At 65.3% G+C, this 15,029-nt stretch carries 16 protein-coding genes; 9 read left to right on the top strand and 7 right to left on the bottom strand.

Annotated elements, in window-relative coordinates; translation table 11 throughout:
• Positions 1 to 142: 142 nt before the first annotated feature.
• The 7 genes from A8G08_RS12880 to A8G08_RS12850 are packed head-to-tail and all read right to left on the bottom strand — an operon-like array spanning position 143 to position 5,851.
• Positions 143 to 934: an acyl-CoA dehydrogenase family protein gene (locus tag A8G08_RS12880; protein WP_068274364.1), complete on the bottom strand. Its 792-nt coding sequence runs from the start codon at positions 932 to 934 to the stop codon at positions 143 to 145.
• On the bottom strand, positions 931 to 2,025 hold the full coding sequence (locus A8G08_RS12875; RefSeq protein WP_068274362.1) for an acyl-CoA dehydrogenase family protein: 1,095 nt from the start codon (positions 2,023 to 2,025) through the stop codon (positions 931 to 933). Before A8G08_RS12875 ends, A8G08_RS12880 begins: the two co-directional genes overlap by 4 nt.
• Positions 2,022 to 2,462, bottom strand: coding sequence for a nuclear transport factor 2 family protein (locus A8G08_RS12870; RefSeq protein ID WP_068274360.1), 441 nt, complete (start codon positions 2,460 to 2,462; stop codon positions 2,022 to 2,024). Before A8G08_RS12870 ends, A8G08_RS12875 begins: the two co-directional genes overlap by 4 nt.
• Entirely contained in the window at positions 2,449 to 3,660 is a 1,212-nt protein-coding gene (locus tag A8G08_RS12865) for a metal-dependent hydrolase family protein (protein ID WP_068274358.1), read from the bottom strand. The genes A8G08_RS12870 and A8G08_RS12865 overlap by 14 nt, the downstream gene beginning before the upstream one ends.
• Before the next feature lie 2 nt (positions 3,661 to 3,662).
• On the bottom strand, positions 3,663 to 4,007 hold the full coding sequence (locus A8G08_RS12860) for a hypothetical protein (RefSeq protein WP_068274356.1): 345 nt from the start codon (positions 4,005 to 4,007) through the stop codon (positions 3,663 to 3,665).
• A complete protein-coding gene (locus tag A8G08_RS12855) occupies positions 4,000 to 5,316 on the bottom strand; it encodes an aromatic ring-hydroxylating oxygenase subunit alpha (protein WP_068274354.1) in 1,317 nt (438 codons plus the stop codon). The genes A8G08_RS12860 and A8G08_RS12855 overlap by 8 nt, the downstream gene beginning before the upstream one ends.
• Before the next feature lie 4 nt (positions 5,317 to 5,320).
• Positions 5,321 to 5,851 carry a carboxymuconolactone decarboxylase family protein gene (locus A8G08_RS12850; RefSeq protein WP_068274352.1) on the bottom strand — a complete coding sequence of 177 codons (531 nt, stop codon included), beginning with the start codon at positions 5,849 to 5,851 and terminating at the stop codon, positions 5,321 to 5,323.
• Positions 5,852 to 6,188: 337 nt separating this feature from the next.
• Between A8G08_RS12850 and A8G08_RS12845 the strand changes: the two genes are divergently transcribed.
• From A8G08_RS12845 to A8G08_RS12805, 9 genes are all read left to right on the top strand, one after another.
• Positions 6,189 to 7,556: an ABC transporter substrate-binding protein gene (locus tag A8G08_RS12845; protein ID WP_245672804.1), complete on the top strand. Its 1,368-nt coding sequence runs from the start codon at positions 6,189 to 6,191 to the stop codon at positions 7,554 to 7,556.
• A 246-nt stretch (positions 7,557 to 7,802) separates the two neighbouring features.
• Positions 7,803 to 9,182 carry an ABC transporter substrate-binding protein gene (locus A8G08_RS12840; RefSeq protein ID WP_068274348.1) on the top strand — a complete coding sequence of 460 codons (1,380 nt, stop codon included), beginning with the start codon at positions 7,803 to 7,805 and terminating at the stop codon, positions 9,180 to 9,182.
• Entirely contained in the window at positions 9,182 to 11,305 is a 2,124-nt protein-coding gene (locus A8G08_RS12835) for a branched-chain amino acid ABC transporter permease (protein WP_068274346.1), read from the top strand. Before A8G08_RS12840 ends, A8G08_RS12835 begins: the two co-directional genes overlap by 1 nt.
• Positions 11,283 to 11,999: an ABC transporter ATP-binding protein gene (locus tag A8G08_RS12830; protein WP_068274344.1), complete on the top strand. Its 717-nt coding sequence runs from the start codon at positions 11,283 to 11,285 to the stop codon at positions 11,997 to 11,999. The genes A8G08_RS12835 and A8G08_RS12830 overlap by 23 nt, the downstream gene beginning before the upstream one ends.
• Entirely contained in the window at positions 11,996 to 12,703 is a 708-nt protein-coding gene (locus A8G08_RS12825) for an ABC transporter ATP-binding protein (protein ID WP_068274342.1), read from the top strand. The genes A8G08_RS12830 and A8G08_RS12825 overlap by 4 nt, the downstream gene beginning before the upstream one ends.
• A complete protein-coding gene (locus A8G08_RS12820) occupies positions 12,700 to 13,050 on the top strand; it encodes a hypothetical protein (protein WP_068274340.1) in 351 nt (116 codons plus the stop codon). The genes A8G08_RS12825 and A8G08_RS12820 overlap by 4 nt, the downstream gene beginning before the upstream one ends.
• Positions 13,047 to 13,358 (top strand): hypothetical protein, encoded by a 312-nt coding sequence (locus A8G08_RS12815; protein WP_068274338.1) that lies wholly within the window; start codon positions 13,047 to 13,049, stop codon positions 13,356 to 13,358. The genes A8G08_RS12820 and A8G08_RS12815 overlap by 4 nt, the downstream gene beginning before the upstream one ends.
• A 93-nt stretch (positions 13,359 to 13,451) precedes the next feature.
• Positions 13,452 to 14,618, top strand: a complete 1,167-nt coding sequence (locus tag A8G08_RS12810) for an acyl-CoA dehydrogenase family protein (RefSeq protein ID WP_068274336.1) — start codon at positions 13,452 to 13,454, stop codon at positions 14,616 to 14,618.
• Positions 14,619 to 15,029: SDR family NAD(P)-dependent oxidoreductase (locus tag A8G08_RS12805; protein WP_157108548.1), on the top strand; the 411-nt coding region annotated here is incomplete at its 3' end. It abuts the gene before it with no gap.

Genomic DNA, 15,029 nt, shown 5'->3' with positions numbered 1-15,029 from the left:
GCCTGAGCTGAATCTTCACGCGAGCAAAGTTTGCACCCGATTGGGTTGGCTACCGAGGCTCGTGGCAACGAACTAATGGCCCCTCGACACGGCGTGTCGAGGGGCCATTTGGTCGTGATCACCGAACTGGGGGAGTGCTGGGTTAGAGCTGAACCAGCCGCGGTGCAGAGCCCTGTGCGCGGATGATCGCCCCGGCCTCCCGGGTGAGTTCCCTTGTGCTGCCAAGCAGTCCGTCGAGGAACAGCGCGCGGCGGATGTGGCCCTGCAAGGCGTGCTCCGCAGTGAAACCGATGCCGCCGAGCACCTGCTGGCAGTTCCGTGCAGCGATGATCGCTGCGCGTCCTGCCGCGGCCTTGCCCAGCAGCGCGCCGAGATCGTCGTCAGCGACGGCCAGCGCCGCCTCCGCGCCTTCGATGGCAACGAGGGTCTCGGCGAGCCGGTGCCGGACCGCCTGGAACCCCGCGATGGGCTTCCCGAACTGGGTGCGATCCAGCGCGTGGCTGCGCGCCAGATTCAGCATTGTCCGACTGGTGCCGACCAGCCACCACGCGAGCGCGCGCCGACCGGAAACCAGGGGAACCTCGTTGCCAGAATCGACCTGTCGTACGGCCAGTTCCGGGTCCAGGCAGGTGCTGGACGATACGTCGGCGCGATCCCACACAACCCACGATCCGCCGGCGTACGGCAGGGCGGGCGTGTCGCCGATCGGCAAACCCGCTTCGGCTGCGATCACGTCGTTGAGCACGGCGGCATGTGCGCCGGTCTCACCGAGCAACCGAAACACCAGTGGGATGGCGATATCGGGAATCTCGGCAAGCATGTCCGCCCAGCCGAGCTCGGCAAGCGCCTTGTCGAGTTCCGCGCCGGACGCGGTGGCCATCGACTTGCGGATCGTGTCGGCGAGCAGGTCGAGTTCGAGATCGTCCTCGGTCATTCCGCCCCCAGATCGAGCAGCCGGCGCGCAATGATGTTGCGCTGGATCTCCGCGGTACCGCCGTAGATCGTGGCGGCCCGCGAGTACAGGAATTCGGTGCGCCATTCCGAGTCGGTCAACTCGACCGTGCCGGGAAGCAGATCGCGCGCCGTATCGAACAGTTGTTGCTCTGCCGTGGCAAGAAGCACCTTGTCGATGGAGGTTTCGGGGCCGAGCTTGCCGCCGGCGCCGAGGCGCTCCTGGGTGGCGTGCGAACGGCACCGAACCGTGTGGAGCGCGAGGTAGGCGGCACCGAGTTCGGCGTCGTCGGCCTCGGTGGTCTCGGCCTCGGTGAGCAGCCGGTCGAGCCGGGTGAACAGGTAGGCGATCCGGTGCCAGAAGCAGGTGGAGCGCTCATGGGGCAGTAGGTCCATCGCCACACCCCAGCCGTCGCCCGGTTTGCCGAGCATCCGGTCGGCTGGGACAACGACATCGTCGAAATAGACCTCGGCGAACTCGTCCACGCCGTGCATGGTGCGCAGCGGCCGGACGGTGATACCCGGGGTGTCCATATCGACGAAGAACGCCGTGATGCCCTTGTGTCCGGGTGCGGTGCGGGTGAGCAGCACGCACCGGGATGCGTACTGGGCCAAGCTGGTCCATACCTTCTGTCCGTTGATCACCCACTCGTCGCCGCGCTGCACCGCGCGGGTCGAGAGCGATGCGAGGTCGCTGCCCGACCCCGGCTCGGAGAAGCCCTGGCACCACTGCTCTTGACCGCCAAGGAGCTTCGGCACCATTTCGGCGGCGAGCTCCGGGCGTGCGTAGGAAATCATCGTCGGCGCAAGGACTTCGACCATCGAGTAGAGACCCGGCTCGGCGAGGTCGCGGGTGGCGACCTCCTCGCCGAGAATCGCGCGCAATACGGCTGGCCCGCCGAGACCCCCCACCTCGGCGGGCCAGCCGTAGCGCATCCAGCCCGCATCGAAGAGCGCAGCGCGTACCCGATCGAGTTGAGCGACCTGGCCGTCCAGCGAGTGATCCTCGCCGGGCGTCAGGTCGTTCTCATCGAGCCACGCGCGCAATGCATTCCGGAACTCGTCCGGTGTCATGCCGAGTTGCTGTTGGCCGGCCCGGCCGTGGGCGCCTCGTAGGCGTGCGGCCGGCCCGAATCGTGGTCACCGCTGCGGCGAATGAAGGTCATCTTCCGGGTCCGGATTCGCCACCCCTCGCTCGTCTTCTCATACGTGTCGGTGTAATAGCCGATTCGCATGTTGTGGTTCGAGTGATCGATGAAGCACAGCGGCTGTGTACCGGTCGCCTTGTCCCCGTCGAGTTCCACAAGCGCGGTACCGGTCATGAACAGCCCGCTGGGAGCGGCCGCGACCAGCGCCGGAAACTCGGCGAGCGTGAACGTGTCACCGAAGGCGCTGTAGGTGCCATCCGGGGTGAAAACCCCGACCAGCCCATCGATATCGCCCTGGGTGATGGTGACCGCGTACCGCGCGAGCGTTTGATTGATTGCGACGATTTCGTCAGTTGCCGACAAAGACCTTTCCGCCTTTCATCACAAACTTCACGTTCTGGGTGACCGTGATGTCATCCAACGGGTTGCCAGGCACGCCGACGATGTCGGCGAGCAGACCCTCGACCAGCCGGCCGCGGTCGTCGGCGTTGATCAGCTCCGCTGCCACCGTGGTTGCCGCCCGCAGCACCGCGACCGGCGGCATACCGCGGTCGACAAGCGCGACGAGTTCGTCGGCGTTCTTGCCGTGCGGGATAGCGGGAGCATCCGTGCCCACCGCGATCTTCACTCCGGCGTCGTAAGCGGCCTTCACCGACTTGCGTGCCCTCGGGAACATCTCGGCTGCTTTCGCCTGCAGTTCCGGCGCCGCATGGGAGACGTCCATCGCGTCTGCCAGGCGAGTGGTCGGCACCAGGAAGGTGTCGTTCTTCACCAGCATTGCGATGGCCTCGTCGTCCATCAGGAAGCCGTGCTCGATGCAGTCGATGCCGGCCTCCACGGCCTGCTTCACCGCATCGGCGCCGTGCGTGTGCGAGGCGACGCGCAGCCCGCGCCGGTGTGCCTCGTCCACGATCGCGCACAGTTCTTCGAACGAATAGTGCTGTGCACCAGGCGTTCCCGTGTGCGACATGACGCCGCCGGACACGCAGACCTTGATCAGCTGCGCGCCGTGCTTGATCTGGTAGCGCACCGCCTTGCGGCACTCGTCGACACCGTTGGCGATGCCTTCCTCGAGCGTCAGCTGCAGCACGCCGGGCGCGAACGCGGCGAACATGGTCGGGTCGAGGTGTCCGCCGGTCGGCGTGATGGCATGTCCGGCGGGCACGATCCGCGGGCCGTCGATCCAGCCTGCATCGATCGCCTTCATCAGGGCGACGTCGAGCAGGTAGCCCCCGGTTTTGACGAACAGACCGAGGTTTCGGACGGTGGTGAACCCTGCGCGCAGCGTGCGGCGGGAGTTGCCCACCGCACGAAGCATCCGCGTCGGAGGATCGTCCTGCACGGTGGAGAGCACGGGCCGTTCGCCGCGCCCGCCCATCAGCAGGTTGACCTCCATATCCATCATGCCGGGCATGAGGATCAGGTCGCCGAGATCGATGACGTCCCCTTCGGGTTCGCCACCGATCCCGACGATGCGATCTCCGTCGACGCGAATGATGCCCGGCGTGATGATCTCGCCGGCATCGACGTCGAGCAGTCCCGCTGCCTTCAGGGTCAGCATTGCTAGACCACCGGCTCCTTGGTGATCTCCACCCAGGCCGCGCCGCTATCGAGGACGCGGGGCTGCTTCCAGACTTCCACCGGGAACGAGACCATCACCACGGACTGCATCAGGTGCATCAGCCGCTTGGCATCGTCGGGCATGTCGTTCAGCGGGAAGCGGGCGTCGAGGTAGACCATGACATCCTCGAGCCGGGCCAGGCCGACGTTGTACAGGTCTTCCATCTCGGCCATGGTCGACGCCAAACGCTTGGCGTAGCGCTCAGGTTCGGTCGCCAGGATCCAGTCGCTGAACCGCTCCAGGTCGGCGAACTCGGCCGGCAGCAGCGCGGTTGTGGTCTCAGACATGTGCGACGCTCCCATTGGTCTGGCCATTCGAGATGGCGTTGCTTTCCTTGTACTCGTTGACGAAATCATGTGCGGTCTTGTGCAGGTGCCGCAGCAGGATCTCCTGATCGCACAGCGGGAAGTCGGTGACTGCCCGGGTACCGATCTGGGTCTGCGTGGCCTCCAGGGTGTTCGCGTCCTGCAGTGCGTACTCCTTGAAGGTGACCGCCGCGAGTTCCTGCGACAGCCGCTGACGGGTGTTCTTCGGCGGCACGAAGTACAGGTTCGCCTCGAAGATATGGGAGTCCACACCGGTCGGCCAGTAGTTGTAGGTCAGGTACCAGCCCGGGACCCACAGCAGCAGGGTGAAGTTGGGGAAGAACTCGAACGAGTCCTGACCCCAGGTCTTCTGGCGAGCAGGGTTGACGGCCGGCGGCAGCTCGTCGGGCAGGATGCCCTTGATGTCGGGCCGGTCCCACGGGCCGAACAGGCCGCTGTGCAGGATCCGCTCGATCGGCTTGACCATGCTCAGGTCCTTGGGCGGGGACATGCCACCCCAGGACGAGATCATCGAGTGGATGCCCTTGATGTCGTAGTGCAGGGCCTCGAAGCCGATCTTGGCGAGCTTCTCGGCTTCTTCCTTCGTCGCCTGCTTCATGTGCAGGATCGGCGCGTGGTAGAACTCGATGAACGCGTCGATGAACAGCTTCCAGTTCGCCTTGATCTCCGAGCGGTAGCTGTAGACCTCGGTCATTTCGTGGAACGGGTAGCCCTCGAGCCCCTTGCCGAAATCGCCCATGTATTCGGGCAGTGGTCCGGCGTTGTCGTCGAAGTTGACGAAGATGAAGCCTTCCCACACCTCGCAGCGAATCGACCGCAGCGGGTAGTCCTGCTTGTCGAGGTCGAAGAACTCGTCCTCCTGCTGGACGAACGTCAGATCACCCTTGAGGTCGTACCGCCACGCGTGGTACTTGCAGGTGAACTGGCGGCAGCTGCCGGAGACTTCCTCGCCGGGGTAGTCGTTCCAGACCAGCTTGTTGCCGCGGTGCCGGCAGATGTTGTAGAACGCGCGGACGGTGCCGTCCTTGTCCTTCACGATGATGATCGAGGTGCCCGGCCCAACGGAGGGCATCTCGCGGGTGAAGTAGCTGCCGGTCTTCGGCAGCCGCTCGACGCGGCCGACGTGCAGCCACGTCTTGCGGAAGATGGCCTGCTGCTCCAGCTTCCACTGCTCCGGGTCGATGGAGTCGGTGTAATCGACGGGGGCAGTGCCGAGCTCGGGCCAATTCTCGGTCCAACTGCCCGCCGACGGCTTCGGAAAATGCGCCACAGGTCTAACCTTTCTGTTCGGGCTTAACGCCAAAAGTGTTGTAGGCCACGGCCATAGTGTTGTAGGTGCCGATGGTGAAGATCAGATCCATGAGCTGACGCTCGTCGAGTTGGGCCGAGAGTGTGGCCCAGGTCGAGTCGGTGATCGCCGACTTCTCATCGAGCTCGTCGACGGCCCGCACGACCGCCTGCTCGAAGTCGTCCGCCAGTTCGCCTCGCTGCGCGCCGGCCACGTCCTCCGGGCTGATCCCGACTTCGGCCGCCATACCGACGTGGTGCGCCGATTCGTATTCGCAGTCGCGCCGGTAGGCGACCCGCAGGATCGCGAGCTCGCGCAGTCGCGCGGGCAGCGTCGACCGGAACAGCAGATGGATGCTCAGCCCGAGGAACGCCTTCGTCAGCGCCGGGTGGCGGACGAGCGTCGCGAGCGCGGTCCCAGCGTCGTCGGGGTTCTGCCGCGCGCGCGGCATCATGCCGGCGAGCGCAGCGCGCACCTCGTCGTCCCATTCATCCGCGGGTAGCGGGGGGAGCCGCATGCACGAACTCCTTTCCTGAGGAGAATCAGATTCTCAATATTGAACAATAGGTTTCCACGACGAGTGCGGGTTCGTCAACGCCCGGATGTGAACTGCGTCGTCGGCAGGCGGCATCGGGGCGCCTAACGAGGGGCTTTTCGGCTCAGTCGACCCACCTGGACGTCCGAGATGGGTAAAAATTCCGATTCTCGGAATCCGAAAATGATGCTTGCAATGAGAGAGAGCCACGTCACACTGATAGGGCCCGACCACCGGCTTCTCGTGGCCCGGGCGCCGCACGACGACTGGCCGGACGCAACGGCGTCCAATGGAGGAGGAAACGGTGAAACCACGGCGGATACTCGTGGCTCTCGCAGCAATCACGCTGCTGGTCGCAGGATGTAGCGGTCGCAGCGATGACGGGGGTGGCGGCAGCGAAGGCGGCGACGAGAAGAGCAGCAGCGCTGCCTCGGGCGACTTCGGCGACCTGACCGGGATCTGCGGTCCGGGCGACGCGAAGGCGGCCACCGCGCAGGGCGTCACCGCCGACTCGATCACGGTCGGCGTCTTCACCGACCTCGGGTTCAACAAGAACCCCGAGTTCGTCGACGCCGCCAACGTGTTCACCTCGTGGTGCAATGCGGCCGGCGGCATCAACGGCCGCAAGCTTGTCCCCAACATTCATGACGCGAAGCTCATGGAGGTTCGCCAGCGCATGATCGAGGCGTGCCGAGACGATTTCGCGCTGGTAGGGGGCGGTGTCGGCTTCGACGGACTCGGCGTCAAGGAGCGGCTGGGCTGCCTGCTGCCGAGCTTCCCCGCGCAGGTCGCGCAGGTGACCGCTATCGGCGCCGATCTCGAGTTGAGTGCCTCGCCGAGCCGGTGGGTCGGGTACGACAGCTACTACGGATTCCGGAAGTGGGCGCTGGATACCTACCCGGATTCCAGGAACGCGGTCGGGATCCTGCGCGGCGATGCTGCGGTCACGAAGACGCTCGCCGACCAGGGCACCGAGACCATCCAGGCAGCCGGGGGAACTGTTGTCTGGCAGGACGCCTATCCGGCGTCGGGCATCGCGGACTGGACGCCGTACGCGCAGGCGATCAAGGAGAAGGGCGTCAAGGGCCTCATCTTCTACGGCAACCCGACGCATCTTCCCAAGCTGGAGGAGACGCTGACCGGCATGGAGTACAAGCTCGACTGGATCGACACGACCAACAACAACTACTCGCAGGATTTCATCGACCAGCTCGGCAGGTCGGCGGAATACCAGAACAACTTCCTTGATCTCGGCGGCTTCGCGCCCATCGAACTCGCCGACGAGATCCCGGCGTTGCAGCAGGTCAAGGACATGTACGCGGAGTATGCGCCGGATGCGACGATCACCTTCCCGGCAATGCGGGCGATGTCGGCCTGGGCGCTGTTCTCCAAGGCGGCCACGGCCTGCGGCGATGAACTCACCCGCAAGTGCGTCTACGAGAACGGGTTGAAGGAGACGGAGTGGACCGGCGGCGGGCTGCATGCGCCGGTCAAGGTCGGTGACAAGACCTCGCCGTCGCCGTGCTTCAACCTCGAGCAGGTGACTCCGGACGGTTGGAAGCCCGCCGATTTCAATCCCGACAACGGCCTGTACCGCTGCGATATCCCGCCGTACAAGTACACCCAGGACTACGGCAAGCCGATGACCCTCGCGGATGTCGGTAAGAGCATGAACGACTTCAACTGAGTTCAGTCGATCCCAGTTGGGCACTGTGGCGCCGGCGAGTTGCGACTCGCCGGCGCCAGCCGTTTCCAGCGTCCGGTATGTCCGAATGAACGGAAAATAGATGTTGCTTCTCCAAAAAAGAGAAGCTAGTTTCCTACTAGTGAGAGCAACGTCACTGCGGTGGCCCGAAGAGTGGGCGCGGGGGCATGGGCGAGGCGACTCTCTCCGGACATGGCCGGCCGATGACCGGCCGGCGAAGGAGGAATCGTGAGACACAAGCGGATCATCGTCGCGGTCGCGGCGGCCTCGCTGCTGCTGGCGGGGTGTAGCGGTCGGTCGGGACCGGAGATCGGCTCCGAGAGCGACGGCGCTCCGGCGGCGAGTCAGGCCTCGGGCGACTTCGGTGACCTTGCCGAGGTGTGCGGATCGGGCGACGCGAAGAGCGCGAGCACGCAGGGCGTCACAGGGGACGCGATCCAGGTCGGCGTCTTCACCGACATGGGATTCACGAAGAACTCCGAATTCGCTGATGCGGCAAAGGTATTCAGCTCGTGGTGCAACGAGGCCGGCGGTATCAACGGCCGCAAGATCAACGTGAACCTGCGTGACGCGAAGCTGATGGAGGTCCGGCAGCGGATGCTGGAATCCTGCCGCGAGGACTTCGCACTCGTCGGCGGCGGCGCGGCCCTCGACGGCCTCGGCGTCAAGGAGCGGCTGAACTGCCTGATGCCCAGCTTCACCGCGCAGGGTTCGCAGGCACAGTCGGTTGGTGCCGATCTCGACATTGCCGCCGCGCCGACCCGCGTGGCCGGCTACGACCCCTACTTCGGATTCCGCACCTGGCTGCTGAAGGAGGCCTACCCGGCCTCGGCTTCCGCCGTCGGCATCATCAACGGCGACTCGCCGGTGACGAAGTCGCTCGGCCCCCAGGCGATCGAGGCGATCAAGGCTGCCGGCGGCACCATCGTCTACGACGACTTGTACCCCGCGATGGGCGTCTCGGACTGGACCCCGTACGCGCAGTCGATCAAGAACAAGAACGTCAAGGGTCTCGTCTTCTACGGCGACTTCAAGCAGCTCGCGAAGCTCGAGCAGGCGCTCACCGCGATGGACTACAAGCTCGACTGGATCGACGCCAACAGCAACTCCTACAACCAGTCCTTCCTCGAGCTCCTCGGCCCGGCGGCCAAGGCGCAGAACAATGTCCTCGATCTCGGCGGCGTCGCGCCGCTGGAGAGCAACGACCCGGCGATCAAGCAGGTCAAGGCGATGTACGACAAGTACGCGCCCGGCGCGGAGATCACCCTGCCGGCCATTCGGGCGATGTCGAGCTGGCTGCTGTTCGCGCAGTCCGCGTCGAGCTGTGGTGACCAGCTGACCCGCAAGTGCGTCTACGAGGCGGCCCGATCGGAAACCGAGTGGACCGCGGGCGGACTGCAGGCGCCGATCAACATCTCCACGCCGGACGTGCCCGGAGAGTGCTTCAACATCGAGCAGGCGACGGGTGACGGTTGGCAGGCCGCTGAGTTCAAGCCCGACAACGGGCTGTTCCGCTGCGATATCCCGGCGTCGTACAAGCTCCAGGGCGACTACGGCACCCCGATGCGGCTCGCGGACGTCGGCAAGAGCGCTAGCGACGTGCAGTAATGGACCAATTCATCACCTTCGGCATCGTTGGGCTGAGCACGGCCGCGATCTACGCGATCATCGGTAGCGGTCTGGTCGTCACCTATACGACGACCGGTGTGTTCAACTTCGCGCACGGCGCCACCGGGATGATGGCCGCGTTCGCCTACTGGCAGCTCACGGTCGGCTGGGATCTACCGGTGTGGCTGGGCCTCGTGATCGTGTTGGGTGTGCTCGCGCCCTTGTTCGGTGCACTGGTCGAACGGGCACTGCGCCCGGTCCAGAGTCTCGGCGATGCCGAGAAGTTGGTGATGACGATCGCGCTGCTCAGTGCGCTCATCGCACTGGCGCGGTGGATCTGGGATCCGAACAAGTCGCGGTCCCTGCCCGTCTTCTTCATGAACCAGGACTCGATCCACATCGGCTCGGCAACGGTCAGCTGGCATCAGGCGACCACGATGGTCATTGCCGTCGTCGTGGCGATCGGGCTTCGGCTGCTGATGTTCAACACGCGGATTGGCACGGAAATGCGTGCCACCGTTGATGATCGAGGGCTGGTCGGCCTGACCGGCGCCGACCCGGTGCGGGCCAACCGGGTGGCGTGGATTCTCGGCACCGAGCTCGCCGCGATCGGTGGTGTCCTCATCGCCTCCGCGGTCGCGCTGGATGCGTTGCAGTTGTCCATGCTCATCGTCAGTGCCTATACCGCGGCGATCTTCGGTCGGCTACGCAGCCTGCCGATGACGTTCGTCGGTGCGATTGTGGTCGGCTGTACTGAGGCGTATCTGGCCGGCTACCTGCCGCAGAACGACTACCTCCCGGGCCTTCGACTCGCCGCACCCGCGCTGCTGTTGTTCATCGCGCTGCTGCTGTTCCCGCACGGCCGGCTACGCGGGCGTGATCACCGCCTGACGAGAGTGCCCCTGCCGACGCTGCGCGGCACGGCGATCTTCGGCGGGGTGATCGTGGTGTTCGCCCTCGTGCTCGCCACCGTGCTGAGCGAGGCGGACCTGGTGACCTTTGGCCTGATCTTCCCGATGGGTGTGATCGCGCTGTCGTTCGTCCCGTTGGCCGGCTACGCGGGCCAGATCTCGTTGGCCCAGTTGAGCATGGCCGGGATCGGTGCTGCGGCGTGTGCCTACTTCGGCAAGGAAGGCCAATGGTGGGCGCTGATCGCGGCCATCGTGGTCGCCGCGGTCGCCGGAGTGATCATCGCGATCCCGGCATTGCGACTGTCCGGGGTGTATCTGGCGCTCGGCACCGCGGCGTTTGCCGTCGTGCTCGACCGCTGGATCTTCACCCTGCCGGCCTTCCACGTGGGCAGTGTCGAGATCACGATCTTCGACCAGGGGTCTGTGAACCTGGTGGGGCCAAGCCTGTTCGGCTACCAGCTCGACACCACGGCGAAGATCACCGTCTTCTCCGCGGTTTGCCTCGCGGTCGCCACGCTGCTCGTGGCGTCATTGCGGCACAGTCGCTTCGGCAGGCGACTGATCGCCCAGCGAGACAGTGAGGCTGCCTATGCCACGCTCGGCGGCAACCTGCTTGCTGCGAAGGTGGCGGTATTCGCTGTGGGAGCAGGCATCGCCGGATTGGGCGGGGCGCTCTACGGCATGCAGTTGCAGTCGGTCACCGCAGAGCAGTTCAGCTTTGCCGCGGGACTGCCGATCTTCCTCATCGCGGTTATCGGCGGTCTGGGTTACGTCGGTGACGGCTTCTTCACCGGTCTGCTGCTGGCGGGCCCGTTCGCCGCGATCGTCGCGATCTGGCCCGACACCGCCGATCTGGTCTCGGTTATCCCCGGCCTGCTCGGCATCGCCTTCGCCGGCGGCGTGATCAGTCAGGGCGCGATTGCCACGATGCGCAAGGACTGGGATCCGGTGTTCGCCAGCCGCTCAGCGGTCGCGGCCTACGTCGCGCTGTTCGCGGTGCTGTGGGTGTTGCGACTCAGCGATGTCATCAACGGCTACGTCTTCTTCGGCGGTGCGGCGCTCGCCGCGCTGGCGGTGCAGGTGTACGTCGCCAACCGGAAGCCCAAGGTGGCCGCGGAACCGGAGATCCCCGTCGAGTTCTGGGGTATCAAGCGTGACTGGCAGCCCGAGGACGAGGAGGTGCTCGACCGTGCCGTCGCTACTCGAGGTTAATGACGTCAGTGTCGCGTTCGGTGGCCACCGTGCGCTCGACGGAGTTGCGTTATCCGCCGAACGGGGACAGATCACCGGCCTGATCGGCCCCAATGGTGCCGGGAAGAGCACGTTGTTCGACGTGATCTGCGGGCTGCGCAAGCCGCTCACCGGTCACGTCAACATGGACGGCAAGGACGTGACGCGCAGCGGGCCCGCACAGCGTGCCCGGATGGGGCTGGCCCGCACCTTCCAGCGGCTCGAGCTGTTCGGCCGTCTGACGGTGCGCGACAACCTGCTTGTCGCAGCCGAATTGGGGCCGGAGCGGCGCCGTGCGGGGACTTTCGTGGACGGCATCGTCGACCGACTCGGTCTCGCTGACGTCGCCGATGAATGCTCGGACAATCTGACTACCGGCATGGGCCGGCTGGTCGAGGTCGGGCGGGCGATGGCGGCCAAGCCGAGCCTGTTGCTCCTCGACGAACCGGCCGCCGGCCAGGACCCGGAGGAAACCGAGCGATTCGCGGTACTGCTTCGTGGACTGGCGGATGATGGAACTGCGGTGCTGCTCGTCGAGCACGACATGGAGTTGGTGATGAACGTCTGCGACCAGGTGTTCGTCCTCGATCTGGGCAAGATCATCTCGTCCGGCCCGCCTGCCGTCATCCGCCGCGACGAGCTGGTGCTCGCGGCCTACCTCGGGGAGCAGGCATGAGCCCGATACTCGAATTACGCGGTGTACGAGCCGCTTACGACGAGATCACCGTTCTGCACGGTATTGATCTCAGCGTCGCAGCGGGTCAAGTTGTCGCGCTGCTCGGGCCCAACGGCGCGGGCAAGACCACGCTGCTGAAGGTGGCCGCCGGTGCCCATCCGGTGTCCGCAGGTCACCTGATGCTCGGCGGCCGCGACATGACCGGCGTGCCGCTGCGGGACCTGGCTCGTGCCGGGGTCTGCCTGATCCCGGAGGGGCGGGGCGTTTTCCCGAACCTGACGGTCCGGGAAAACCTGCAAATGATGACCTACACCGGTCGTTCGCGCGCCGACATCGAGGAGATCGCGTTCGGCCGCTTCCCGATCCTGGGCAAGCGGGCGTCGCAGCAGGCCGGCACGTTGTCCGGAGGCGAGCAGCAGATGCTCGCACTGAGTAGGGGATTGGCCACGGACCCGGCAGTGTTGCTGCTCGACGAGCTGTCGATGGGTCTGGCGCCACTGATCGTGGGGGAGCTTTACGAGCAGGTCGCCGAGATCGCCCGACAGGGTGTCGCGGTCCTGGTCGTCGAGCAGTTCGCATCCGCAGTACTCGATATCGCCGATCACGCCGCCGTGATGGTCCGTGGCCGGATCCAACAGCAGGGCCACCCCGACGGTGGATTCCGCACCGAACTGGCAAACCTCTATCTTGGGAGCTCCGTATGACCTCGACCGAATCGCGAGCCGATCGCTTCACTCGCGAACTGTCCGAACTCAAGATCCCGGACCCGTCCAACGGACGGTCGAGCCTGTGGCTGCGGATCGGCGTCACGATGATGTTTGCCGGCCCGGTGCTCGGCATCATCGCCTGGTTCATGTCGCACAACACCTCTGACCCGCTGGTCCAGCGCGACGCCATCATCCTCGCCATCCTGGGCGTCTCGGTGAGCGTGGCGGGTGCGGCGGTGTTCCTGCGTTACTCGCTGACCGGCTTCCTGCGGTTCTGGATGGCGCGGCAGTCGTTCGAATTCGCCACTCTTACCGATCGAATCGAGAAGGGAGACCGCTCATGACCGCTCCGGCACTGAAAACCGGCAGTCAGCTCGCGAGCACCGTCTGCACCACGCGCGTGGTCATCGTCCGCCTGCCCGCGGACCGCACGCCGGAAATCGCCTGTGGCGGTGAGCCGATGATCGCGGCGCCTCCGGGGCGGCCGGACACCTCCGGGGTGACGAACCCGGCAACGCTCATCGGAAAGCGCTACGTCGACGCCGACGAGACGATCGAACTCCTGTGCACCGCACCGGGTGAGGGCGAGCTGAGCGTTGACGGCGTCGCACTGACGATCAAGGCCGCCAAGGCCCTGCCTGCCTCCGACTGATTCGGTCCGGATGAGCAGCGCAGTGAAATCAGGGAAAAAGGGAACCGCCGCGCGCGGCAAGACGAAAGTCCGGGGGCAGGCGTGACAGAGGGAATGAGCTTCGAGCTCACCGAGGACCAGCAGCTGATCCGGTCCTCGGTGGCCGAGCTGGCTCGTAAGTTCGACGACCAGTACTGGATGGAAAAGGATCTCGCGCACGAGTTTCCGCACGAGTTCTACAAGGCCATGGCCGACGGCGGCTGGCTGGGAATCACGATCCCCGAGGAGTACGGCGGACACGGTCTCGGCATTACCGAGGCTTCGATAATCCTCGAGGAAGTCTCGCGGTCCGGTGGTGGCATGAATGCCGCCACGGCCATCCATTTGTCCATCTTCGGTATGCACCCGGTTGTGGTGCACGGTTCCGACGAACTCAAGCAGCGAACGCTGCCGCGGATCGCCACCGGCGATTTGCATGTTTGCTTCGGTGTTACCGAACCGGGTGCGGGACTGGATACTTCGCGCATCACCACGTTCGCGCGCCGCGACGGCGACCACTATGTCGTGAACGGTCGCAAGGTGTGGATCTCGAAGGCGATGGAGTCGGAAAAGATTCTGCTGCTGACCCGCACGACGCGTTATGACGAGGTCGAAAAGAAGACCGACGGCATGACGCTTTTCCTCACCGATATCGATCGGGACCACATCGATGTCCGGCCGATCCGCAAGATGGGCCGCAACGCGGTGAGCTCGAACGAGTTGTTCATCGACGATCTGCGGATTCCCGTCGAGGACCGCGTCGGCGAGGAGGGCAAGGGTTTTCAGTACCTGCTCGACGGGCTGAATCCGGAGCGAATGTTGATTGCCGCCGAGGCGCTCGGCCTCGGCCGCGTCTCGCTCGACCGGGCTGTGCGTTACGCCAACGAACGTGTTGTCTTCGACCGCCCGATCGGGATGAACCAGGGCGTTCAGTTCCCGCTGGCGGATTCGCTTACGCACCTGGACGCCGCGGAACTGGTGCTGAGAAAGGCGACCTGGCTTTACGACAATGGAAAGCCTTGTGGCCGTGAGGCGAACACCGCGAAATATCTGTGCGCCGATGCCGGGTTCACCGCGGCGGACCGTGCGATCCAGACACACGGAGGCATGGGCTATTCCGAGGAATACAACGTCGCGCGGTACTTCCGCGAGGCGCGCGTTATGAAGATTGCGCCGATCAGCCAGGAAATGATTCTGAACTTCCTGGGATCGCATGTCATGGGAATGCCGAGGAGCTACTAGATGTCCGACAAGAAATCGCTGTTCGACCTGACCGGCCGTGTGGCGTTGGTGACCGGAGCCGCCGGTGGTATCGGTGCCGCGGTGGCTGAGGCGCTTGCCGACGCCGGCGCCACCGTGCTTGTCACGGATGTGAATCCGGCGGCGGCCGCCGCAGTCGCAGAGCGGATCTCGGTCAACGGCGGCAAGGCGGACAGCACCGGTCTCGACGTGACCGACAGGGAGTCGGCCGACGCGGCCGTAGCCCGCGCCGCCGGCCTCGGATCGGGCCAGCTCCACATCGTGGTAAACAACGCCGGTGTGACCGACCCGGCGATGTTCGGCGCCACGTCCGCCGACAGCATGCGCAAGTTGTACGAGGTCCACCTGTTGGGCGCCTTCAACTGCTCGCAGGCGGCGCTGCCGTTCCTGCCA

Source organism: Aldersonia kunmingensis (assembly GCF_001646865.1).
Classification (GTDB): domain Bacteria; phylum Actinomycetota; class Actinomycetes; order Mycobacteriales; family Mycobacteriaceae; genus Aldersonia; species Aldersonia kunmingensis.
Note: the sequence above shows the minus strand (reverse complement) of the source record. Positions and strands in the feature narration are given on the sequence as shown.

Bases quoted from the DNA above. Each gene is read 5' to 3' on its own strand.
- A8G08_RS12815 (WP_068274338.1), top strand. From the start codon at position 13,047: ATGACCGCTCCGGCACTGAAAACCGGCAGTCAGCTCGCGAGCACCGTC.
- A8G08_RS12850 (WP_068274352.1), bottom strand. From the start codon at position 5,851: ATGCGGCTCCCCCCGCTACCCGCGGATGAATGGGACGACGAGGTGCGC.
- A8G08_RS12865 (WP_068274358.1), bottom strand. From the start codon at position 3,660: ATGCTGACCCTGAAGGCAGCGGGACTGCTCGACGTCGATGCCGGCGAG.
- A8G08_RS12860 (WP_068274356.1), bottom strand. From the start codon at position 4,007: ATGTCTGAGACCACAACCGCGCTGCTGCCGGCCGAGTTCGCCGACCTG.
- A8G08_RS12880 (WP_068274364.1), bottom strand. From the start codon at position 934: ATGACCGAGGACGATCTCGAACTCGACCTGCTCGCCGACACGATCCGC.
- A8G08_RS12825 (WP_068274342.1), top strand. From the start codon at position 11,996: ATGAGCCCGATACTCGAATTACGCGGTGTACGAGCCGCTTACGACGAG.
- A8G08_RS12820 (WP_068274340.1), top strand. From the start codon at position 12,700: ATGACCTCGACCGAATCGCGAGCCGATCGCTTCACTCGCGAACTGTCC.
- A8G08_RS12810 (WP_068274336.1), top strand. From the start codon at position 13,452: ATGAGCTTCGAGCTCACCGAGGACCAGCAGCTGATCCGGTCCTCGGTG.
- A8G08_RS12875 (WP_068274362.1), bottom strand. From the start codon at position 2,025: ATGACACCGGACGAGTTCCGGAATGCATTGCGCGCGTGGCTCGATGAG.
- A8G08_RS12835 (WP_068274346.1), top strand. From the start codon at position 9,182: ATGGACCAATTCATCACCTTCGGCATCGTTGGGCTGAGCACGGCCGCG.